The following is a 21,481-nucleotide window of genomic DNA, read 5'->3' as shown; positions in this document are numbered from 1 at the left end:
GAGAAATCAACAAAACCTGCCAATGCAAAGTGTTTTAACGTGATGTAGATCACCTTATTATTTTTTTAAAATATGTCACATACGGCCATAATTTAATTCTGTAATTCAATCCCCCTTCGTTATATACCTTAATTGTCAGGCCCATTGTGTGGTTTTTTATGCCGAGATGTCTGCAATTGGCAGCGACCACGAGTAACCTCCCTATGTTTGAGGTCTTTTGTCATTTGCCTGACCCCTATTCTGACGTTAAGGTAATCAGTTATATCGCAGAACAATAAAGAACAGTACAGAAGGGTGCCAAGCCCTCTTACCCCGGATTAGGGAAAGATTTCCGACATCCAATTGAAACGAGTCGTCACAAAGAACACAAGCCTGGAGGCAAACCCATGGAGATGTTGTCAGGAGCCGAGATGGTCGTCCGGTCGTTAATCGATCAGGGCGTAAAACATGTATTCGGTTATCCCGGCGGAGCGGTGTTGGATATCTATGATGCCCTGCACACGGTCGGCGGGATTGATCATGTGCTAGTCAGACATGAGCAGGGCGCAGTGCATATGGCCGATGGCTATGCGCGTGCGACGGGAGAAGTCGGCGTGGTGTTGGTGACCTCAGGTCCGGGTGCAACCAACGCTATCACCGGTATTGCCACGGCGTACATGGATTCCATTCCCATGGTGGTGCTATCTGGTCAGGTTCACAGCTCGCTGATTGGTTACGATGCCTTCCAGGAATGTGACATGGTCGGGATTTCCCGTCCGATTGTTAAACACAGCTTCCTGGTGAAGCGTGCTGAAGATATTCCAACCGTTTTGAAGAAAGCCTTCTTTCTGGCTTCAACCGGTAGACCGGGGCCGGTGGTTATCGACCTGCCTAAAGACGTGGTCAATCCTCAGATAAAACTGCCTTATGCTTATCCTGAGCAGGTTTCGATGCGCTCCTATAACCCGACGGTGCAGGGGCATCGCGGGCAGATTAAACGCGCGCTGCAAACGCTAATGGCGGCTAAAAAGCCGGTTCTATACGTGGGTGGCGGGGCGGTAAATTCTGAATGTAGCGCTGAACTTCTCAAACTGGCTGAGAAACTAAACCTTCCAGTAACCTCAACGCTGATGGGACTGGGTGCATTCCCCGGCACGCATCGCCAGAGCGTGGGCATGCTCGGCATGCACGGTACTTACGAAGCCAACATGACGATGCACAATGCCGACCTGATTTTCGGCGTGGGCGTGCGTTTTGACGACCGGACTACCAACAATCTGGAAAAATACTGCCCTAACGCGACCATCATGCACATTGATATTGACCCAACGTCAATTTCTAAAACGGTCAATGCCGATATTCCAATCGTTGGCGATGCTAAACAGACGCTGGAGCAAATGCTCGAGCTGCTGGAAAGCGCCGAAGACAAGCAGGAGTTTGATGCGCTGCGTGACTGGTGGCAGAGCATTGAGCAGTGGCGAGCGAAAAACTGTCTCGGTTATGACAAAAATACCGGCACCATCAAACCGCAGGCGGTAATAGAAACGCTGCACCGTTTGACCAAGGGTGAGGCATATGTCACCTCCGACGTGGGCCAGCATCAAATGTTTGCTGCGCTGTATTATCAGTTCGACAAACCGCGCCGCTGGATCAACTCCGGTGGTCTGGGCACCATGGGCTTTGGTTTGCCGGCTGCCCTGGGCGTCAAACTGGCCCTGCCTGATGAAACGGTTGTTTGTGTTACCGGTGATGGCAGCATTCAAATGAACATTCAGGAGCTCTCTACCGCGTTGCAGTACGATTTGCCGGTAGTTGTTGTAAACCTGAACAACGGTTATTTGGGCATGGTTAAGCAGTGGCAGGACATGATCTATTCCGGCCGTCACTCGCAGTCCTACATGCAGTCGCTGCCTGACTTCGTGAAACTGGCTGAGGCCTATGGACACGTCGGGATCGCCATTCGCCATCCTGATGAGCTGGAGAGCAAGCTGGCTGAAGCGCTGGCACAGAAAAATCGTCTGGTATTTGTCGATATCAGCGTAGATGAAACCGAACACGTTTACCCAATGTTAATCCGTGGCGGTGGAATGGACGAAATGTGGTTAAGCAAAACGGAGAGGACCTAATCATGCGCCGGATTTTATCTGTACTGTTAGAAAATGAATCAGGCGCACTGTCTCGCGTTGTCGGGCTTTTTTCGCAGCGTGGTTACAACATTGAAAGCCTGACCGTTGCCCCAACTGACGATCCTACTCTGTCTCGCATGACTATTCAGACGGTCGGTGATGCCAAGGTGCTGGAGCAAATCGAGAAGCAGCTGCACAAGTTGGTTGACGTGTTACGTGTGAACGAACTGGTTCAGGGTTCACACGTTGAGCGCGAGATAATGCTGGTTAAACTGCAAGCCTCAGGCTACGGCCGTGAAGAAATCAAACGCTCGACAGAAATCTTCCGTGGGCAGATTGTTGACGTGACTGCTACGCTTTACACGGTTCAGCTTGCAGGCACTAGCGACAAACTTGACGCCTTCCTCAATACGGTTCGTGATGTGGCAGAAATTGTGGAAGTGGCACGTTCAGGTGTGGTTGGCGTATCTCGTGGTGACAAAGTGATGCGTTAAGACCGAATAGCCGCGTTTTTCTGCGACAAGTTTGCGTCGCGTAAACCACTTTCAAAAGCTCAACTTCGGTTGGGCTTTTTTAATGCCTGAAGCTACATTTTTTCTACTGGCTAAGGACTTATGGTAAAACACCTTGCCGAGTAGGGTCTTCTCAGGTTAGATATTGAGAGTATTTACTTCAATTAAGGGGTTCTTGGTGAAACTGGATGAAATCGCGAGGTTAGCGGGTGTTTCGCGTACTACTGCCAGTTATGTAATTAACGGCAAGGCGAAGCAGTATCGTGTCAGCGATAAGACAGTCGAGAAAGTGATGGCTGTCGTGAAGGAACATAATTACCACCCAAATGCCGTTGCGGCCGGTTTGCGCGCGGGCAGAACCCGTTCAATCGGGCTGGTGATTCCCGATTTGGAAAATACCAGCTACACCAAAATCGCCAATTACCTGGAGCGACAGGCACGTCAGCGTGGTTATCAGCTACTGATTGCCTGCTCCGAAGACCAGCCAGACAACGAAATGCGCTGCGTCGAACACCTGCTGCAGCGCCAGGTTGATGCCATTATTGTTTCAACGTCATTGCCGCCGGAGCATCCGTTTTATCAGCGCTGGGCCAAAGACAGTTTCCCCATTATTGCCCTCGACCGCGCACTAGATCCTGAAAACTTTATCAGCGTCGTCGGTGCCGATCGGGAAGATGCTTTTATGCTGGCCGATGAGTTGCGCAAATTCCCCGCTGAAAACGTGCTTTACCTCGGCGCGCTGCCGGAACTTTCAGTCAGCTTCCTGCGTGAACAGGGATTCCGCCAGGCTTGGGAAAACGATGCGCGCAGTCCGAATTTCCTCTATGCCAATGCTTACGACCGTGACTCGGCCGCCCAGGTTTTTTCCGAGTGGCTAAAAACGCACGAGATGCCCAAAGCGTTGTTCACGACATCTTTCCAACTGCTGCAAGGCGTCATGGACGTTACGCTCAAGCAGGAAGGGCGCTTGCCGGTTGACTTGGCTATCGCCACTTTCGGTGATAACGAACTGCTCGATTTCCTGGAGTGTCCAGTATTGGCGGTGGCTCAACGGCATCGCGACGTTGCCGAGCGCGTGCTTGAACTGGTGCTTGCCTGTCTTGATGAGCCTAAAAAACCTAAAGCGGGTTTAACGCGTATTCGCCGTAACTTGTTCAGACGCGGACGCCTTAGCCGTAAATGATCGTCGGGTTCAGATAATGCGTACAGGCTTTATCTGGACTCGTCACTTCTCCGTTTTTCTCGATTCTCGCGGTATTTACAAAACAATACTTTTCTTATGGGTGAAATTCGTCCAAAAAGATTACCCTCACTCTTAAAATGGCATAATTGATTAAGATTAAGAGCAATCTCACACAAATTATTATTTAAAAATCTTTTCCCTCATGAAAATCGAATAATCAATTTCAAAAATACGTTAATACTGCGCGCTATTCTGCTGTAGAATTCCCGCCGTAATTTGGCCTGACTTTTTTTAAGATGACGCTCCAGGGCCGTGAAAGCCACGGGGTGGGGGACCAAAGAGGATTCTAAAACATTTTAGATGATGCCCTTTTCGCTGACGGCCTATTAAGTAACAAGCAAAGTCTGTGGTTTAAGAAATGAGAGATAGATAGCAGAAGAATATAAATAGATAAATAACGTCCAAATTGTTTTCTTTTTGACCGTTATTGTTATTTAAATGATTTTTCCTCAACTAATCATGACGTTATTTTTTAATCCCCGCGGTAGAAAACTCCGTTCTTCGGTTTTTGCCTAACTCATTGCCTGTAAATAATCAGAAACCTTGGCCTCTCTGGCTTGACAAGGTTTTAAAAGCATCCGTAAACTCCTTTAAGTGGGAATTTGTGGTGTAAAGTGGTGAAAAGGGTCATTGAGGGGTAGCTCAGGTATGTTCCGTGGGGCAACGATGGTTAATCTCGACAGCAAAGGGCGGCTTGCCGTACCTACCCGATATCGGGATTTGCTGAGCGAGGAGTCTGAGGGTCAAATGGTTTGCACCATTGATCTCCATCACCCATGCCTGCTCCTTTACACCTTGCCCGAGTGGGAAGTTATCGAACAAAAATTGTCCCGTCTGTCGAGCATGAATCCAGTCGAGCGCCGAATTCAGCGTTTGTTACTCGGACATGCGAGTGAATGTCAGATGGATAACGCCGGGCGTCTGCTTATCGCGTCAACGCTGCGACAGCACGCCGGGCTGGCCAAAGAAGTGATGCTGGTTGGACAATTCAACAAGTTTGAATTGTGGGATGAACAGACCTGGTATCAACAAGTTAAGGAAGACATTGACGCTGAACAATCGTCTCGTGAACCGCTTTCCGAGAGATTACAGGACTTGTCACTATAAGCATGCTTGAAAATTATAAACATACATCCGTGTTGTTGGATGAAGCCGTAAACGGGCTGAACATACGCCCCGATGGCATTTACATCGATGGAACCTTTGGTCGTGGCGGCCATTCGCGACTGATTTTGTCGCAGCTGGGACCGGAAGGGCGCTTGCTGGCTATCGACCGCGATCCTCAGGCGATCGAAGCCGCCAAAGCCATTGACGACGCGCGTTTCTCAATCATTCACGGTCCGTTCTCTGATATTGCCGAATACGTTAAAGAGCGCGAGCTGGTAGGGAAGATAGACGGTGTATTGCTGGACTTGGGCGTATCTTCGCCGCAGCTCGACGATCCGGAGCGTGGTTTTTCGTTTATGCGCGATGGCCCTCTCGACATGCGTATGGATCCCAGTCGGGGATACTCGGCCGCTGAATGGCTGATGAAAGCAGAAGCCGATGACATTGCCTGGGTTCTAAAAACATTCGGTGAAGAACGTTTCGCCAAGCGTATTGCCCGCGCCATCGTTGAACGCAACCGCGAGCTGCCGATGACGCGTACTAAAGAGCTGGCGGATCTGATTGCGAATGCCTCACCGTTTCGTGAGAAGCACAAGCACCCAGCCACGCGCAGCTTCCAGGCGATACGCATTTACATCAACAGCGAATTGGAAGAGATCGAACGTGCCCTCGACGGCGCACATGAGGTACTGGCAGCCGATGGACGCTTATCGGTAATCAGTTTCCACTCGCTTGAAGACCGAATTGTAAAACGATTTATTCGTCAGCACAGTCGGGGACCGCAGGTGCCTTCGGGAATTCCAATGACCGAAGCCCAGTTGCAGAGCCTCGGCGGACGCACCTTGAAAGCCTTGGGCAAAATGAAGCCTTCGGACGCCGAGGTGGCAGAGAATCCAAGAGCGCGCAGTTCAGTACTGCGATTTGCCGCGAGGAACGCGTAATGATTGGCAACGAACGTCATGGTTTGGTTGGGGTTATTTTCAGCGACATTTTGCGCAATGGAAAAATCCCGATGATTTTGCTGACAGCGTCGCTGATCAGTGCCATGGCGGTCGTGACCCTTTCGCATAAAACGCGACTGCTGACCGCTCAGCGTGAACAGCTGGTTTTGGAAAAAGATGCGCTGGATATCGAATGGCGCAACCTGATCCTCGAAGAGAACGCCCTCGGCGACCACAGCCGGGTAGAACGTATCGCGACGGAAAAATTGCAGATGCAACATGTTGATCCTTCCCAGGAAACCATCGTTGTGCAGCAGTAAATTTTAGCCGACTTGGCAACCTGTTCATGGAGATGATAAGCGACAGATGAAAGCGACACGTGCCGCGAAGTTTAAGCGTCCAGAAGATAAGGCCAGCTTTATAAGCTGGCGTTTTGCGTTGCTGTGCGGCTGTATTCTTCTGGCGCTGGTGGGTCTGATGTCGCGTGTGGCTTACCTTCAGGTCATCAATCCCGACAAACTGGTGAAAGAGGGCGACATGCGCTCTCTTCGCGTACAAACCATTCCTACTTCTCGCGGCATGATAAGCGACCGTGCGGGACGTCCTCTTGCCGTTAGCGTGCCGGTTAATGCTATCTGGGCAGATCCTAAAGAAGTCAACGAACACGGCGGTATCACCGTCGACAGCCGCTGGAAAGCGCTGGCCGATGCGCTAAATATTCCACTCGATCAACTCACCGCTCGCGTAAACACCAATCCGAAAGGCCGTTTCGTTTATCTGGCCCGCCAGGTCAACCCGGCGATGGGTGAGTATATTCACAAGCTGAAACTGCCGGGTATTTTCCTGCGCCAAGAGTCCCGCCGTTACTATCCTGCGGGCCAGGTCACTTCACACATTATCGGCGTGACCAACATTGACGGCGAAGGTATTGAAGGCGTTGAGAAAAGCTTTGACCGCTGGCTTACCGGTCAGCCGGGCGAACGCACCGTGCGTAAAGATCGCTCGGGCCGTGTCATTGAGGACATTTCAAGTGTAGACAGCCAGGTGGCACATAATCTGGTGCTCAGCATTGATGAACGTCTGCAGGCGCTGGTTTACCGCGAGTTGAACAACGCGGTAGCCTTCAACAAAGCCGAATCTGGGACTGCTGTGCTGGTTGACGTGCAGACCGGTGAAGTACTGGCGATGGCCAACAGCCCGTCTTACAACCCAAATAATATGGCTAATACGCCTAAAGACACCATGCGTAACCGCGCGATCACTGACATTTTCGAGCCTGGCTCAACGGTGAAGCCGATGGTGGTTATGACGGCGCTCAAGCAGGGCGTCATCAAGGAAAATAGCGTATTGAATACCGTGCCATTCCGAATTAACGGCCATGAAATCAAAGACGTGGCCCGCTACCCTGAGCTTTCTGTGACGGGTATTTTGCAGAAGTCGAGTAACGTCGGTGTTTCAAAGCTGGCGTTAGCGATGCCGTCCTCAGAGCTGGTAGACACTTACTCGCGCTTTGGATTGGGAAAACCGACCAATTTGGGACTGGTTGGAGAAAGCAGTGGCTTATTTCCAAGAAAACAACGGTGGTCTGACATAGAGAGGGCCACCTTCTCTTTCGGCTACGGGCTAATGGTGACACCTCTCCAGCTAGCGCGAGTCTATGCAACGATTGGCAGCATGGGCATTGCCCGTCCGCTGTCGATTACCAAAGTTGATCCACCGGTTTCCGGTGAACGCGTTTTCCCCGAACCTCTGGTACGCACCGTGGTTCGTATGATGGAAAGTGTTGCCTTGCCCGGCGGCGGTGGCGTTAAGGCCGCAATCAAGGGCTACCGTATCGCTATCAAGACAGGGACGGCTAAAAAGGTCGGTCCCGATGGCAAATACGTGAACAAATACATTGCTTATACCGCTGGCGTGGCGCCAGCGAGTAATCCCCGATTTGCTCTGGTGGTCATTATTAATGACCCTCAGGCGGGTAAATACTACGGCGGCGCGATTTCTGCACCGGTATTTGGCGCCATCATGGGCGGCGTATTGCGCACGATGAACGTCGAGCCGGATGCTTTACCGACGGACGTAGGCAATGACATTGTCAATAATCATAAAGAGGCTTCAGGTGACAGATCGTAATTTACGCGACCTCCTAGCACCTTGGGTGAGTGATACCCCACAAACGGTGCTTAAAGACATGATTCTCGACAGCCGCGTTGCGGCTGCGGGGGATCTGTTTGTCGCGATTTCAGGCCATTCGAGCGATGGCCGTCACTATATTCCTCAGGCTATCGCGCAGGGCGTCAGCGCGGTAGTGGCAGAAGCGCAAGGGCAGGCCGAACACGGCGCTGTCAGCATGAAACACGGTGTTCCGATTGTTTATCTGCAAAACCTGAATCTGCTGTTGTCCGAGATTGCTGGTCGCTTTTATCAGCAGCCTGGTGCGGCGCTGCAGTTAGTGGGCGTTACCGGCACCAACGGTAAAACCACCACCACTCAGTTGCTGGCACAGTGGGCACAAATGCTGGGCGAAACCAGCGCCGTGATGGGCACCGTCGGTAACGGCTTGCTCAACAACGTGGTTCCTGCAGAAAACACCACCGGTTCGGCGGTGCAGGTACAACACCTTCTTCATACCCTCGTTCAGCAGGGCGCAAGCTTTGCGGCGATGGAAGTCTCTTCACACGGTTTGGTTCAGCATCGCGTATCGGCACTGCCTTTTGCCGCCGCGGCCTTCACTAACCTGAGCCGCGATCACCTCGACTATCACGGTGATATGCAACACTACGAAGAGGCCAAATGGCAGCTGTTTTCGACCCACCACAGCGCGCAGAAAATCATTAATGCTGACGATAGCGTAGGGCAGCGCTGGCTTGCCAAACTGCCTGACGCGGTCGCCGTGAGCATGGAAAACAGTATTCCTGCCGATTGGAAAGGCCGCTGGCTATCGGCGAGCAGTGTGAATTATCACGACAAAGGCGCCACCGTCGAACTTGATTCGAGCTGGGGCAAAGGTCTCCTTGAGAGCCGCCTGATGGGTGCCTTTAACGTCAGTAACCTGCTGGTTGCGCTGGGCACGCTGCTTGCTCTGGACTATCCGCTGGAAGCGCTGCTGCAAACTGCGCCTCAGCTACAACCGGTATGCGGGCGTATGGAAGTGTTTCACGCGCCGGGCCGACCTACCGTCGTGGTTGATTACGCCCACACCCCTGATGCGCTTGAAAAAGCTTTAGCGGCTGCACGGCTGCACTGCACTGGAAAACTGTGGTGCGTGTTTGGCTGCGGCGGCGATCGCGATAAAGGCAAACGTCCTCTGATGGGCGGTATTGCCGAACAGTATGCCGATCGCGTGGTTATCACCGACGATAATCCGCGTAGCGAAGATCCTCGCGCGATCATCAACGACATTCTTTCCGGTCTGCTTGACGCTGGCCGCGCGCTGGCTATTCCTGGCAGGGCAGAAGCGGTCACTAGCGCGATTATGCAGGCGGGCGAAAACGACGTGGTGCTCATCGCCGGCAAAGGGCATGAAGATTACCAGTTGGTCGGCAATCAGCGCTTTGACTACTCGGATCGCGTCACTGCTGCACGTTTGCTGGGGGTGGTTGCATGATCCCGGTTACTCTGCGCACGCTGACCGAGGTGTTAAGCGCCGAACTGCTAGGCGCTGATTTACAGATAGATGCGGTCACCACCGACACGCGCCAAATTACCCCAGGCTGTCTGTTCATTGCCCTCAAGGGCGAAAACTTTGACGCTCACGACTTTGCCGTCGACGCGCTGAAAGCCGGTGCCGCCGCCTTAATTGTGAGCAAACGCCTGCCGATAGATGCCCCGCAGCTTGTCGTGGCCGACACGCGTATTGCGCTGGGAAAATTGGGTGCCTGGGTTCGTCAGCAGGTGCCGGCCCGCGTGGTGGCGTTAACGGGTTCTTCTGGCAAAACGTCAGTGAAAGAGATGACTGCCGCCGTCCTTCGCCAGTGTGGCAACGTGCTCTACACCGCAGGTAATTTCAACAATGACATCGGCGTGCCGCTGACGCTGCTGCGCCTGACGGCCGAATACGATTTTGCAGTGGTTGAGCTGGGTGCCAATCATCAGGGCGAAATAGCCTATACCACTGACCTTGCACGTCCACAAACTGCGCTGGTGAATAACCTTTCTGCGGCACACCTCGAAGGATTTGGTTCATTGGCCGGCGTTGCTCAGGCCAAGGGCGAAATTTTTGAGGGCTTGCCCGCTGACGGCGTTGCCATTCTTAATGCCGACAATAATGACTGGCCTCACTGGCAGGCACGTATTGGCAACAAAACCGTATGGCGCTTCTCTCCTGATGCCGCGGACGGCGTCGACTTCTTTGCCAGCAACGTTGAGGTTGGGGCGTTTGCCACCACCTTTACGCTGCATTCGCCGGTGGGGCAAATCGATGTGAGCCTGCCGCTCCCTGGCCGCCACAACGTGGCCAACGCTCTGGCTGCCGCGGCGCTCGCGCTGTCGGTAGGTGCGACTCTTGAGGCTGTACGCGCAGGGTTGTCTACGCTGGAGCCGGTGAAAGGGCGTTTGTTCCCCATTAAGCTGGCCGAGGGTAAAACGCTGCTCGACGACAGCTACAACGCCAACGTCGGCTCGATGACTGCGGCAGCGCAGGTCGTGGCAGACATGCCCGGCTATCGGGTGATGGCGCTGGGCGACATGGCCGAACTCGGCGACGAAAGCGAAGCCTGCCATCGTCAGGTTGGCGATGCGATTCGCCTGGCCGGGATCGATAAAGTGTTAACCGTGGGTCACTTTAGTCGTGCAATCAGCGACGCGAGTGGCTGTGGCGAACATCTTGAAGATAAAGCTGCTGTAATAGCCCGTTTAGCCAGCTTGTTATCTGAACACGCGGTAATTACCGTTTTAATTAAAGGTTCACGTAGTGCCGCGATGGAGCAGGTAGTACGGGCGTTACAGGAGAATGCAACATGTTAGTTTGGCTGGCCGAACATTTGGTCAAATATTATTCAGGCTTTAACGTCTTTTCATACCTGACGTTTCGCGCCATTGTCAGCCTGTTGACGGCTCTGTTCCTCTCCCTGTGGATGGGGCCTCGCCTGATTGCTTATTTGCAGAAACTGCAGATTGGCCAGGTCGTTCGCCACGACGGTCCAGAGTCGCATTTTAGTAAACGCGGTACGCCGACGATGGGCGGTGTGCTGATTCTGTTCTCTATTACTGTATCGGTTCTGATGTGGGCGTACCCTTCTAACCCTTACGTCTGGTGCGTGTTATTTGTGCTGGTAGGTTACGGCGCAGTGGGCTTTGTGGATGACTATCGCAAAGTGGTGCGTAAAGACACTAAAGGCCTGATTGCCCGCTGGAAATACTTCTGGCAGTCGGTCATCGCCTTGGTTGTTGCCTTTGTGATGTATACCGTAGGTAAAGATACGCCGGCTACCGAGCTGGTGGTGCCATTCTTTAAAGACATCATGCCGCAGCTTGGCCTGCTGTATATCCTGCTGAGCTATTTCGTGATTGTCGGCACCAGCAACGCGGTGAACCTCACCGACGGTCTGGACGGCCTGGCGATTATGCCAACGGTGTTTGTGGCAGCCGGCTTTGCGCTGGTGGCCTGGGCGACAGGTAACATGAACTTCGCCAATTATCTGCATATTCCTTATCTGCGACACGCCGGTGAGCTGGTTATCGTCTGTACGGCGATCGTCGGTGCAGGCCTCGGATTCCTCTGGTTTAACACTTATCCGGCTCAGGTCTTCATGGGTGACGTGGGTTCACTGGCCTTGGGCGGTGCGCTGGGGACTATCGCCGTGCTGCTGCGCCAAGAGTTCCTGCTGCTGATTATGGGCGGGGTATTCGTGGTTGAAACGCTGTCGGTTATTTTGCAGGTGGGGTCATTTAAGCTGCGCGGCCAACGCATTTTCCGTATGGCGCCGATTCACCACCACTATGAACTCAAAGGCTGGCCGGAACCGCGCGTTATCGTGCGCTTCTGGATTATCTCACTGATGCTGGTGCTGATTGGCCTGGCGACGCTGAAGGTGCGGTAACTATGACTGACTATCAGGGTAAAAAAGTGGTCATTATCGGGTTGGGGCTTACGGGCCTCTCCTGTGTTGATTTCTTTGTATCACGCGGCGTAACGCCGCGTGTTATCGATACCCGTATCAGTCCGCCGGGACTCGACAAGCTGTCTGAAGGTATTGAGCGTCATTTAGGGTCTTTGAATGAAGACTGGCTGCTGGATGCCGACCTGATTGTTGCCAGTCCGGGCATGGCATTGGCTACGCCCGCGCTGAGTGCAGCCGCCGATGCCGGTGTTGAAATCGTGGGCGATATCGAACTGTTCTGCCGCGAAGTGACGGTACCAATTATCGCTATCACGGGGTCTAACGGCAAAAGCACCGTAACTAGCCTGGTGGGCGAGATGGGTAAAGCGGCCGGTTGGCAGGTTGGCGTGGGCGGCAATATTGGCTTGCCGGTGTTGAGCATGCTCGGTCATGACTATCAGCTTTTCGTGCTTGAGCTGTCGAGTTTCCAACTGGAAACCACTCACAGTCTGCACGCGGCGGCGGCAACGATTTTGAACGTGACTGAAGATCACATGGACCGTTATCCGTTCGGACTACAACAGTACCGTGCAGCGAAGTTGAAAGTGTATGAAAACGCCAAGCTGTGCGTGGTGAATGCCGACGATGCCTTGACTATGCCAGTGCGCGGTGCCGATAAGCGCTGCGTCAGCTTTGGCGTGGACGTGGGCGATTACCACTTGAGTCGTCAGCAAAATGAAGTCTGGCTGCGCGTTCGTGGCGAAAAGATCTTCAATACCGGCGAAATGCCGCTGACCGGGCGTCACAACTATACCAATGCGCTGGCCGCGTTGGCACTGGCCGATGCGGTAGGTATTCCGCGCGCATCAAGCCTGAAGGCGTTGACCACCTTTACCGGTCTGGCACATCGTTTCCAGGTAGCACGCGTGCACAACGGCGTGCGTTGGATTAACGACTCCAAGGCGACCAACGTCGGCAGTACTGAAGCCGCGCTAAACGGTCTCCAGGTTGAGGGTACGCTGCATTTACTGCTGGGCGGAGACGGTAAGTCTGCCGATTTCTCTCCGCTGCTGCCTTATTTGCACGGTGAAAAAATGCAGAGTCAGGCTTTGCACGTTTACTGCTTTGGGCGTGACGGTGCTGAATTGGCCGACCTCCGCCCTGACGTTTCTTCGCTGTATGAGACGATGGAACAGGCAATGCGTGAAATTGGCGGACGTGTGAAATCAGGCGACATGGTGCTGTTGTCCCCGGCCTGCGCGAGTCTGGATCAGTTCAAGAATTTCGAACAGCGTGGTGATGTCTTCACCGCGTTGGCTAAGGAGCTTGGCTAATGCGTATTCGGATGCCTGGCCTTGGGCTGCTAAAAGGTTTTGGAAACAGAGCCAACGACTGGGTGATGGGCGTTAAAGACGGCGATACCCCTACGCTGGTGCTGTATGACCGTACATTGATGTGGATGACGTTTGGACTGGCGGTGATTGGTTTTGTGATGGTGACCTCGGCCTCCATGCCAATTGGTCAGCGACTGGCCAACGATCCTTTCATGTTTGCTAAACGTGACGCCGTTTATCTGGTGCTGGCATTCATTCTTGGCCTGATTACCCTGCGCGTGCCGATGATGGTGTGGCAGAAGTACAGCAACGTGCTGCTGCTTATCTCAATCATCATGCTGCTGGTTGTGCTGGTAGTGGGCAGCTCGATTAACGGTGCTTCTCGCTGGATTTCACTGGGGCCGCTGCGTATTCAGCCCGCCGAGTTCTCCAAGTTGTCGCTGTTTTGTTATCTGGCCAGCTATCTGGTGCGCAAGGTTGACGAGGTGCGAAGCAACTTCTGGGGCTTCTGCAAACCGATGGGCGTGATGGTTATTTTGGCCGTTTTGCTGTTGGCCCAGCCTGACCTCGGTACCGTGGTTGTTCTGTTTATTACCACCTTGGCGATGCTGTTTTTGGCCGGTGCGAAGATGTGGCAGTTCCTGGCGATTATCGGCTCGGGTGCCTTTGCGGTGTGCCTGTTGATTGTGGCGGAACCTTACCGTATGCGCCGCGTGACCTCCTTCTGGAATCCGTGGGCCGATCCTTTCGGCAGTGGCTACCAGTTGACCCAATCACTGATGGCATTTGGTCGCGGTGAATTCTGGGGGCAAGGCCTTGGAAACTCAGTACAAAAGCTGGAATATCTGCCCGAAGCACATACTGACTTTATCTTCTCGATTTTAGGTGAAGAGTTAGGGTATTTCGGTGTGGTTTTAGTACTGTTAATGGTATTCTTCGTCGCTTTTCGTGCTATGTCGATTGGACGTCGCGCGCTTGAGCTGGACCAGCGTTTTGCCGGCTTTTTGGCCTGTTCGATTGGCGTGTGGATTAGCTTCCAGGCGCTGGTTAACGTAGGCGCGGCTGCGGGCATGTTGCCGACCAAAGGTCTGACATTGCCGCTGATAAGCTACGGCGGTTCCAGCCTGTTAATTATGTCTACGGCGCTGACTTTGCTGCTGCGGATAGATTTTGAAACGCGTCTGGCGAAAGCGCAGGCGTTTGTAAGGAGTGCCCGATGAGTGGCAAGACCAAGCGTTTAATGGTGATGGCAGGCGGTACGGGAGGCCACGTCTTTCCCGGTCTTGCCGTGGCTCATCATCTGATGGCGCAGGGCTGGGAAGTTCGCTGGTTGGGTACTGCCGACCGCATGGAAGCTGACCTGGTTCCGAAGAACGGTATTGAAATTGATTTCATTAAAATCGCCGGATTACGTGGGAAAGGTCTGAAAGCGCAACTCACCGCTCCCATTCGCATATATCATGCGTGGCGCCAGGCGAAAGCCATCATGAAGCGCTTTCAACCTGACGTGGTGCTGGGGATGGGCGGATACGTGTCAGGTCCTGGTGGTTTAGCCGCCTGGTCATGCGGAATTCCGGTGGTATTACATGAGCAAAACGGCATTGCCGGCCTCACTAACCGCTGGCTATCGCGGATTGCAAAAACGGTGCTGCAGGCGTTCCCCGGTGCGTTTCCAAACGCGGCGGTGGTGGGCAACCCAGTGCGTACCGACGTGCTTGCGCTGCCGTTGCCGGATGAGCGCTTTGCCGGTCGTGAAGGTCAAATTAGAATTTTAGTGGTGGGCGGCAGTCAGGGTGCAAGAGTATTGAACCAAAGCATGCCGAACATTGCCTCACTGCTGGGTGACCGAGTCACTATTTGGCACCAGGTCGGCAAAGGCGCGTTGGAATCTGTTAATCAGGCCTACCAGCAGGCCGGTCAGACGCAGCATAAAGTGACCGAGTTTATTGATGATATGGCGCAAGCCTATGCCTGGGCCGATGTTGTGGTGTGCCGTTCTGGCGCGCTGACGGTCAGCGAAATAGCCGTTGCAGGATTGCCGGCCATTTTTGTGCCCTTCCAGCACAAAGACCGCCAGCAGTATTGGAACGCGCTGCCGCTTGAGAAAGCCGGTGCCGCTCGAATTATCGAGCAAAAGGATTTTAATGCCGGTGCCGTGGCCGATATTTTGGCCAGCTGGGATCGACAGAAACTGTTGGAAATGGCCCGCAGTGCGCGTGCGGTGGCCATTACGGACGCGACTGAACGCGTCGCCGCCGAAGTTGTGGCGGCAAGTCATAAATGAAAACGAGTGATTGAACGCTGCATCTTGAGCGCTCAGTCCGATTAACCAAATATTTAGCCGAAGTAATTGGCGTTACAGCCCGCTGTAGCATCAAGTACAGAGGATAAAAGAGTGATGAGAAACGTGAATACACAACAATTGGCGAAACTGCGTACCTTCGTGCCCGAGATGCATCGCGTCCGGCACATACACTTTGTTGGCATCGGTGGTGCCGGCATGGGTGGTATCGCCGAAGTGTTGGCTAATGAAGGCTATCAAATCAGCGGTTCCGACCTGGCGCCGAACCCGGTTACGCAGCAGTTGTCCGCTTTAGGTGCCACGATTTATTTTAATCACCGCCCGGAAAACGTGCTCGATGCCAGCGTCGTCGTGGTCTCAACCGCTATTTCTGCCGACAATCCAGAACTAATCGCCGCGCGAGAAGCGCGCATTCCGGTTATTCGCCGCGCCGAAATGCTGGCGGAGCTGATGCGTTTCCGTCACGGCATTGCCGTCGCGGGTACGCACGGGAAAACCACTACTACGGCCATGGTGACCAGTATTTATGCCGAGGCCGGTTTGGATCCGACCTTTGTTAACGGCGGTCTGGTGAAGGCGGCAGGCACGCATGCGCGCCTGGGTTCAAGCCGCTTCCTGATTGCAGAGGCGGATGAGAGCGATGCGTCGTTCCTCCATCTGCAGCCGATGGTGGCGATTGTGACCAACATCGAAGCCGACCACATGGACACTTATCAGGGCGACTTTGAAGTCCTGAAGCAGACATTTATCAACTTCCTGCACAACCTGCCTTTCTATGGTCGCGCAGTGATGTGTATAGATGATCCGGTTATTCGCGAGCTGTTGCCGCGCGTGGGGCGTCACGTGACCACCTACGGATTCAGCGAAGATGCTGACGTATTTATCGAAGACTACCGTCAGGTGGGGGCACAGGGTCACTTTACCGTTCGCCGTCTGGATAAGACGCCGATTGAGGTCATGTTGAATGCGCCGGGTCGTCACAATGCGCTTAACGCTGCGGCGGCGATTGCGGTCGCAACTGACGAAGACATCAATGACGACGCTATTCTCACTGCATTGGCAGGTTTTCAGGGCACTGGCCGCCGCTTCGACTTCCTCGGCGAATTCCCGCTGGAGAATGTCAACGGTAAAACCGGTAACGCCATGCTGGTTGACGATTACGGTCATCACCCAACCGAAGTTGACGCCACGATTAAAGCGGCGCGCGCAGGTTGGGAAGACCGGCGTCTGGTGATGGTGTTTCAGCCGCATCGCTACACCCGCACGCGTGACCTGTACGAAGATTTTGCCAACGTGCTGTCCCAGGTTGACCTGCTGGTGATGCTCGACGTGTATCCGGCAGGCGAAGCGCCTATTCCCGGCGCGGACAGCCGCTCCCTTTGCCGCACCATTCGTGCACGCGGGAAGCTCGATCCCATTTTGATTTCAGACATTGATGCGGTGCCTGGCATTTTGGCCCCCATCCTCGACGCTAATGACCTGATTCTGGTTCAGGGCGCGGGGAATATTGGCAAGGTGGCGCGTAAGTTGGCGGATCAAAAGCTCCAGGCGGCCAAGAAGGGAGATGAGCACTATGTCTAATCCTCAGGTTCAAGAGAAAGTTGCCGTACTGTTTGGTGGCACCTCGGCCGAGCGTGAAGTTTCACTGCAGTCTGGCGCCGCCGTGCTGGCGGGCCTGCGTGAGTCGGGTATTGACGCCCATGCGATAGACACCAAGACGTTTGCCGTCACCCGTCTTAAAGAAGAAGGTTACGACAAAGTCTTTATTGCGCTGCACGGTCGCGGCGGGGAAGACGGCACCTTGCAGGGCCTGCTCGAGCATTTAGACTTGCCTTATACCGGCAGCGGCGTGATGGCGTCGGCGCTGACCATGGATAAGTTTCGCACCAAGCTGGTGTGGCAATCGCTGGGCCTGCCGGTGACAGCGTTTGTGGCATTAAACAAAAAAGAGTTAGCAGGACTCGGGCTTAATCATTCTAACGGAAGAGGGCAGGGCGCTTTGGGTGAAAAAATCGCCGCGCTGGGACTGCCATTAATCGTTAAACCGAGCCGTGAAGGTTCAAGCGTGGGTATGAGTAAAGTCGATGCACCTGAGCAGTTGCAACAGGCTCTGGAAGAGGCATTTCTCCACGACGACGATCTGCTGATTGAACAGTGGCTGAGCGGTCCTGAATACACGGTAGCTATCGTGGGTGACCAAGTGATGCCGTCGATTCGTATTCAGCCTGCCGGTATTTTCTATGACTATCAGGCGAAATACATTTCTGACGAGACGAAATATTTTTGCCCAAGCGGCCTGGATGCCGATCAGGAACAACAGCTGGCCGAATTGGCGCTGCAGGCCTATCGCGCGCTGGACTGTAGTGGTTGGGGCCGCGTTGACGTGATGCAAGATAGTGAAGGGAACTTCAACTTGCTTGAGGTGAACACATCGCCGGGCATGACCAGCCACAGTTTGGTGCCGATGGCGGCCAAGCAGGCGGGATTAACTTTCCCGCAGCTGGTGGCTCGCATACTGGAGCTCGCCGACTGATATGTCTCAAGCTGCCCTAAATGCACGAGAGCGTGCGACGAAGGTTGAAAGCCAAGGCCGTCGTAGCAACGGTGGACAGCTGGCAGGAATGGTGTTCCTGCTGCTGGTGCTGGCGACCATCGGCTGGAGTGCCTGGGCGGTACTGAGCTGGATGGACGACGCCAAGCGCCTTCCGCTGTCTGAGCTGGTGGTGACCGGTGACCGTCACTACACCACCAACGACGATATTCGCCAGTCAATACTGTCGATGGGCGAGCCTGGCACCTTTATGACTCAGGACGTCAACGTCATTCAGCAACAGATAGAGCGTTTGCCGTGGATTAAACAGGTCAGCGTGCGCAAGCAGTGGCCGAATGAGTTGAAAATACATCTGGTTGAGTACGTGCCGGTCGCGCATTGGAATGATTTGCACATGGTGGATGCCGACGGCAAGTCCTTCAGCCTGCCGGCCGAGCGCGTAGCCAAACAGAAAATGCCGCTGCTGTATGGTCCGGAAGGCAGCGAACAGGACGTTTTGCAAGGCTATCAAACCATGAGCCAGCAGCTGAGTGCGTCCTCGGCCGGTAAGTTCACGGTGAAGTCTGTCTCAATGACAGCGCGTCACTCCTGGCAGTTAACGCTGGATGACGATACCCGTATTGATTTGGGCAGAGACGATCGCAGCGGGCGTTTGCAACGTTTTCTTGAGCTTTATCCGCGACTGCAGCAGCAAGCGGATACAGACAAGAAGCGCATCAGCTATGTTGATTTACGTTACGAAAGTGGTGCCGCCGTAGGTTGGGCTCCCGCGTTTATCGACCAAAATGGCAGTGATGGACAGAAAGTCGGTCAGCAAAACGCTCAGCAAAACAATAAGCAGAATCAAGCACAGGCTAAACAACAATGATCAAGTCGACGGACAGAAAACTGGTAGTTGGGCTGGAGATCGGTACAGCAAAGGTCGCTGCACTGGTAGGGGAAGTTCTGCCCGATGGCATGGTCAATATTATCGGTGTGGGAAGTTGTCCTTCCCGTGGCATGGATAAGGGCGGCGTAAACGATCTGGAATCGGTGGTGAAATGCGTTCAACGCGCCATTGATCAGGCCGAATTGATGGCAGATTGCCAAATTTCCTCTGTTTACCTTGCATTATCTGGTAAACATATCAGTTGCCAGAATGAAATAGGGATGGTTCCTATTTCAGAAGAAGAAGTAACGCAGGAAGATGTAGAGAACGTCGTGCATACCGCCAAATCGGTGCGCGTACGTGACGAACATCGCGTGTTGCACGTTATTCCTCAGGAATATGCCATCGATTATCAGGAAGGCATCAAGAATCCGGTCGGGCTTTCCGGCGTGCGTATGCAGGCTAAAGTTCACCTGATCACCTGTCATAACGACATGGCGAAGAACATTGTCAAAGCGGTAGAGCGCTGTGGCCTGAAAGTAGACCAGCTGATTTTTGCCGGTTTGGCCGCCAGTTACGCCGTTTTGACTGAAGACGAACGTGAATTAGGCGTTTGTGTGGTAGATATCGGCGGCGGTACGATGGATATAGCCGTTTATACTGGCGGCGCACTGCGTCATACTAAAGTTATTCCTTATGCGGGTAACGTGGTCACCAGTGATATCGCCTATGCTTTCGGCACACCGCCAACCGACGCTGAAGCGATTAAAGTGCGGCACGGTTGTGCACTGGGTTCAATTGTCGGTAAAGACGAAAATGTCGAAGTGCCGAGCGTGGGGGGGCGTCCCCCACGTAGCCTGCAGCGTCAGACACTGGCCGAGGTTATTGAACCGCGTTACACCGAATTGTTGAATCTGGTCAACGACGAGATTTTGCAATTGCAGGAGCAGTTACGCCAACAGGGCGTAAAACACCATTTAGCCGCCGGGATTGTGTTAACCGGAGGCGCTGCACAAATTGATGGTCTGGCAGCCTGTGCGCAAAGGGTATTCCATACCCAGGTGCGTATTGGTCAACCCTTGAACATTACCGGGCTGACAGATTATGCGCAGGAACCTTACTACTCAACCGCTGTAGGGCTGCTGCACTATGGTAAAGAGTCTCACCTGAGCGGTGAGGCTGAAGTGGAAAAACGCGCCTCAGTGGGCAATTGGTTTAAAAGAATCAATAGCTGGCTGAGAAAAGAGTTTTAATGTTTCAACAACGGGATCATAGTGAAGTGTATTGGTGATCCCGAAGCGACAGGCACAAAACGGAGAGAAACTATGTTTGAACCTATGGAACTGACCAACGACGCGGTGATTAAAGTCATCGGCGTCGGCGGTGGCGGCGGTAACGCTGTTGAGCACATGGTGCGCGAGCGCATCGAAGGTGTTGAATTCTTCGCCGTGAATACCGATGCTCAGGCATTACGTAAGACGGCAGTAGGCCAGACAATCCAGATTGGTAGCGGTATTACCAAAGGTCTGGGTGCTGGCGCAAACCCTGAAGTGGGTCGCAATTCTGCTGAAGAAGACCGTGAAGCCCTGCGAGTAGCACTCGAAGGCGCCGATATGGTGTTCATCGCAGCAGGTATGGGTGGCGGTACCGGTACTGGTGCAGCGCCTGTGGTTGCGGAAGTAGCAAAAGAATTAGGTATTCTGACCGTTGCCGTAGTGACTAAGCCTTTCAATTTTGAAGGCAAGAAGCGCATGGCATTCGCGGAGCAGGGTATCGCCGAGCTTTCCAAGCACGTTGACTCACTGATCACTATCCCGAACGATAAGCTGCTTAAAGTTCTGGGTCGCGGTATCTCTCTGCTCGACGCTTTCGGTGCGGCTAACGACGTACTTAAAGGCGCTGTACAGGGTATTGCCGAACTGATCACCCGTCCTGGCCTGATGAACGTCGACTTTGCCGACGTGCGCACCGTGATGTCCGAAATGGGCTACGCGATGATGGGTTCTGGCGTGGCGTGTGGTGAAGACCGTGCTGAAGAAGCAGCAGAGATGGCTATCTCCAGCCCGCTGCTGGAAGATATCGACCTGTCCGGCGCTCGCGGCGTACTGGTTAACATCACCGCCGGCTTCGACCTGCGTTTGGACGAGTTTGAGACCGTGGGTAACACTATCCGTGCTTTCGCCTCTGACAACGCCACCGTGGTTATTGGTACTTCCCTTGACCCGGAAATGAACGACGAACTGCGTGTCACCGTGGTGGCAACCGGTATTGGCATGGACAAACGTCCTGAAATCACCCTGGTGACCAATAAACCTGCTAGCCAACCTGTAATGGATCACCGTTATCAGCAGCATGGCATGTCGCCACTGCCGCAGGAAAACAAGCCAGCAGCGAAGGTGGTTAATGATCCGAACACGCAATCAAACAAAGAGCCAGACTATTTGGATATCCCAGCCTTCTTGCGTAAGCAGGCGGACTAA

18 protein-coding genes are annotated in these 21,481 nt (G+C 53.6%); all 18 read left to right on the top strand.

Features of this window, described 5'->3' with window-relative positions:
- The first annotated feature begins 386 nt into the window (after nt 1-386).
- Nucleotides 387-2,105, top strand: a complete 1,719-nt coding sequence (gene ilvI, locus GA565_RS21810; RefSeq protein WP_152200783.1) for an acetolactate synthase 3 large subunit — start codon at nt 387-389, stop codon at nt 2,103-2,105.
- Nucleotides 2,106-2,107: 2 nt separating this feature from the next.
- Nucleotides 2,108-2,599 (top strand): acetolactate synthase small subunit, encoded by a 492-nt coding sequence (gene ilvN, locus GA565_RS21805; protein ID WP_226951009.1) that lies wholly within the window; start codon nt 2,108-2,110, stop codon nt 2,597-2,599.
- Between the two features lie 196 nt (nt 2,600-2,795).
- The gene (cra, locus tag GA565_RS21800; RefSeq protein WP_152200782.1) at nt 2,796-3,800 is read left to right on the top strand and encodes a catabolite repressor/activator; all 1,005 of its coding nucleotides are present in this window, start codon (nt 2,796-2,798) and stop codon (nt 3,798-3,800) included.
- A gap of 708 nt (nt 3,801-4,508) precedes the next feature.
- A complete protein-coding gene (gene mraZ / locus GA565_RS21795) occupies nt 4,509-4,967 on the top strand; it encodes a division/cell wall cluster transcriptional repressor MraZ (protein ID WP_055774854.1) in 459 nt (152 codons plus the stop codon).
- A gap of 2 nt (nt 4,968-4,969) precedes the next feature.
- Nucleotides 4,970-5,908 carry a 16S rRNA (cytosine(1402)-N(4))-methyltransferase RsmH gene (gene rsmH / locus GA565_RS21790; protein ID WP_152200780.1) on the top strand — a complete coding sequence of 313 codons (939 nt, stop codon included), beginning with the start codon at nt 4,970-4,972 and terminating at the stop codon, nt 5,906-5,908.
- Nucleotides 5,908-6,228, top strand: a complete 321-nt coding sequence (ftsL, locus tag GA565_RS21785; protein WP_152200778.1) for a cell division protein FtsL — start codon at nt 5,908-5,910, stop codon at nt 6,226-6,228. The genes rsmH and ftsL overlap by 1 nt, the downstream gene beginning before the upstream one ends.
- A 46-nt stretch (nt 6,229-6,274) precedes the next feature.
- The gene (locus GA565_RS21780; RefSeq protein ID WP_152200776.1) at nt 6,275-8,038 is read left to right on the top strand and encodes a peptidoglycan glycosyltransferase FtsI; all 1,764 of its coding nucleotides are present in this window, start codon (nt 6,275-6,277) and stop codon (nt 8,036-8,038) included.
- The gene (gene murE / locus GA565_RS21775) at nt 8,025-9,512 is read left to right on the top strand and encodes a UDP-N-acetylmuramoyl-L-alanyl-D-glutamate--2,6-diaminopimelate ligase (RefSeq protein WP_152200774.1); all 1,488 of its coding nucleotides are present in this window, start codon (nt 8,025-8,027) and stop codon (nt 9,510-9,512) included. The genes GA565_RS21780 and murE overlap by 14 nt, the downstream gene beginning before the upstream one ends.
- On the top strand, nt 9,509-10,870 hold the full coding sequence (murF, locus tag GA565_RS21770; protein ID WP_152200773.1) for a UDP-N-acetylmuramoyl-tripeptide--D-alanyl-D-alanine ligase: 1,362 nt from the start codon (nt 9,509-9,511) through the stop codon (nt 10,868-10,870). The genes murE and murF overlap by 4 nt, the downstream gene beginning before the upstream one ends.
- Nucleotides 10,864-11,946 (top strand): phospho-N-acetylmuramoyl-pentapeptide-transferase, encoded by a 1,083-nt coding sequence (mraY, locus tag GA565_RS21765; RefSeq protein WP_152200771.1) that lies wholly within the window; start codon nt 10,864-10,866, stop codon nt 11,944-11,946. Before murF ends, mraY begins: the two co-directional genes overlap by 7 nt.
- 2 nt (nt 11,947-11,948) lie before the next feature.
- A complete protein-coding gene (murD, locus tag GA565_RS21760; RefSeq protein ID WP_152200769.1) occupies nt 11,949-13,280 on the top strand; it encodes a UDP-N-acetylmuramoyl-L-alanine--D-glutamate ligase in 1,332 nt (443 codons plus the stop codon).
- A 5-nt stretch (nt 13,281-13,285) separates the two neighbouring features.
- Nucleotides 13,286-14,500, top strand: a complete 1,215-nt coding sequence (ftsW, locus tag GA565_RS21755; protein ID WP_139804086.1) for a cell division protein FtsW — start codon at nt 13,286-13,288, stop codon at nt 14,498-14,500.
- Nucleotides 14,497-15,564, top strand: a complete 1,068-nt coding sequence (murG, locus tag GA565_RS21750; RefSeq protein WP_152200767.1) for an undecaprenyldiphospho-muramoylpentapeptide beta-N-acetylglucosaminyltransferase — start codon at nt 14,497-14,499, stop codon at nt 15,562-15,564. Before ftsW ends, murG begins: the two co-directional genes overlap by 4 nt.
- 123 nt (nt 15,565-15,687) lie before the next feature.
- Complete coding sequence (murC, locus tag GA565_RS21745; RefSeq protein ID WP_152200766.1) at nt 15,688-17,163, top strand: UDP-N-acetylmuramate--L-alanine ligase; 1,476 nt, start codon at nt 15,688-15,690, stop codon at nt 17,161-17,163.
- Complete coding sequence (locus GA565_RS21740; RefSeq protein ID WP_152200764.1) at nt 17,156-18,115, top strand: D-alanine--D-alanine ligase; 960 nt, start codon at nt 17,156-17,158, stop codon at nt 18,113-18,115. Before murC ends, GA565_RS21740 begins: the two co-directional genes overlap by 8 nt.
- Before the next feature lies 1 nt (nt 18,116).
- Nucleotides 18,117-19,001, top strand: a complete 885-nt coding sequence (gene ftsQ, locus GA565_RS21735; RefSeq protein ID WP_152200762.1) for a cell division protein FtsQ — start codon at nt 18,117-18,119, stop codon at nt 18,999-19,001.
- Nucleotides 18,998-20,254, top strand: a complete 1,257-nt coding sequence (gene ftsA / locus GA565_RS21730; protein ID WP_009634688.1) for a cell division protein FtsA — start codon at nt 18,998-19,000, stop codon at nt 20,252-20,254. The genes ftsQ and ftsA overlap by 4 nt, the downstream gene beginning before the upstream one ends.
- Nucleotides 20,255-20,326: 72 nt before the next feature.
- On the top strand, nt 20,327-21,481 hold the full coding sequence (gene ftsZ / locus GA565_RS21725) for a cell division protein FtsZ (RefSeq protein WP_055774892.1): 1,155 nt from the start codon (nt 20,327-20,329) through the stop codon (nt 21,479-21,481).

This window comes from Rouxiella sp. S1S-2 (assembly GCF_009208105.1).
Classification (GTDB): Bacteria; Pseudomonadota; Gammaproteobacteria; order Enterobacterales; family Enterobacteriaceae; genus Rouxiella.
The sequence above is the reverse complement of the archived record's forward strand: the minus strand, read 5'-3'. Positions and strand labels throughout refer to the sequence as shown.

Excerpts from the sequence above, each read along its gene's own strand:
- ftsQ (WP_152200762.1), top strand. The coding sequence starts at position 18,117 with ATGTCTCAAGCTGCCCTAAATGCACGAGAGCGTGCGACGAAGGTTGAA.
- GA565_RS21780 (WP_152200776.1), top strand. The coding sequence starts at position 6,275 with ATGAAAGCGACACGTGCCGCGAAGTTTAAGCGTCCAGAAGATAAGGCC.
- ilvN (WP_226951009.1), top strand. The coding sequence starts at position 2,108 with ATGCGCCGGATTTTATCTGTACTGTTAGAAAATGAATCAGGCGCACTG.
- ftsZ (WP_055774892.1), top strand. The coding sequence starts at position 20,327 with ATGTTTGAACCTATGGAACTGACCAACGACGCGGTGATTAAAGTCATC.
- mraZ (WP_055774854.1), top strand. The coding sequence starts at position 4,509 with ATGTTCCGTGGGGCAACGATGGTTAATCTCGACAGCAAAGGGCGGCTT.
- ftsA (WP_009634688.1), top strand. The coding sequence starts at position 18,998 with ATGATCAAGTCGACGGACAGAAAACTGGTAGTTGGGCTGGAGATCGGT.
- ftsL (WP_152200778.1), top strand. The coding sequence starts at position 5,908 with ATGATTGGCAACGAACGTCATGGTTTGGTTGGGGTTATTTTCAGCGAC.
- ilvI (WP_152200783.1), top strand. The coding sequence starts at position 387 with ATGGAGATGTTGTCAGGAGCCGAGATGGTCGTCCGGTCGTTAATCGAT.
- murD (WP_152200769.1), top strand. The coding sequence starts at position 11,949 with ATGACTGACTATCAGGGTAAAAAAGTGGTCATTATCGGGTTGGGGCTT.
- murG (WP_152200767.1), top strand. The coding sequence starts at position 14,497 with ATGAGTGGCAAGACCAAGCGTTTAATGGTGATGGCAGGCGGTACGGGA.
- murF (WP_152200773.1), top strand. The coding sequence starts at position 9,509 with ATGATCCCGGTTACTCTGCGCACGCTGACCGAGGTGTTAAGCGCCGAA.
- mraY (WP_152200771.1), top strand. The coding sequence starts at position 10,864 with ATGTTAGTTTGGCTGGCCGAACATTTGGTCAAATATTATTCAGGCTTT.
- GA565_RS21740 (WP_152200764.1), top strand. The coding sequence starts at position 17,156 with ATGTCTAATCCTCAGGTTCAAGAGAAAGTTGCCGTACTGTTTGGTGGC.
- rsmH (WP_152200780.1), top strand. The coding sequence starts at position 4,970 with ATGCTTGAAAATTATAAACATACATCCGTGTTGTTGGATGAAGCCGTA.